Annotated in this window: 2 protein-coding genes; both read left to right on the top strand. The window is 51.6% G+C overall.

All coding sequences use genetic code 11. The features are described 5' to 3' along the window. Positions 1-49: 49 nt before the first annotated feature. Positions 50-328, top strand: coding sequence for a type II toxin-antitoxin system RelE/ParE family toxin (locus QGM61_RS15210; RefSeq protein ID WP_281133501.1), 279 nt, complete (start codon positions 50-52; stop codon positions 326-328). Beyond that, a complete protein-coding gene (locus QGM61_RS15205) occupies positions 328-621 on the top strand; it encodes a HigA family addiction module antitoxin (protein ID WP_281133500.1) in 294 nt (97 codons plus the stop codon). The genes QGM61_RS15210 and QGM61_RS15205 overlap by 1 nt, the downstream gene beginning before the upstream one ends. Positions 622-670 lie beyond the last annotated feature (49 nt).

The following is a 670-nucleotide window of genomic DNA, read 5'->3' as shown; positions in this document are numbered from 1 at the left end:
GGGCGTTATGCAGCTTGACACCGTTGCGCAACACGCTACACTGTAGGCCATGATCAAGACTTTCAAGCACAAGGGACTGAGGCTGTACTACGAAACGGGCAGCACTCGTGGCATCCAGGCAAATCATACTGGACGTCTTAGGATGCAACTGGCTGCTTTGGATACTGCAATGGAAGTCTCGGATCTCGATATTCCTGGATACAAGCTGCACCCGCTCAAAGGCAATCGAAAAGGCATTTGGGCCATAACTGTCAGTGGCAACTGGCGGCTTACCTTTGAGTTTCGCGACGGGCATGTGTATCTGCTTGATTATGAGGATTACCATTAATGGCTATGTACAACCCGCCCCATCCCGGCGAATTCATCCTGGCAACTTACATGCAGCCATTTGGCCTGAGCTGCCGATTTCTCGCAGATAAGCTGGATGTCTCTCCTTCAACTTTGAATCGAATACTCAAACTCCAAAGCGGGGTCAGTCCGGAAATGGCTCTTCGTCTTTCCAAGGCGCTCGGGCGCACTCCTGAGAGTTGGCTTGCCATGCAGGATGCTTATGATCTGTGGCATGCAGGCAAGAGTCTCAAACTGGATAGAGTGCAGAAAGTTGAGCTCACAGCTGCATAACCATCAATTCCACGCAGCCAGCTGCGCTGGTGCGTGAATACGGGCGTTA

It is taken from the genome of Pseudohongiella sp. SYSU M77423, assembly GCF_029911965.1.
In the GTDB taxonomy this organism is placed as follows: domain Bacteria; phylum Pseudomonadota; class Gammaproteobacteria; order Pseudomonadales; family Pseudohongiellaceae; genus Pseudohongiella.
Note: the sequence above shows the minus strand (reverse complement) of the source record. Positions and strands in the feature narration are given on the sequence as shown.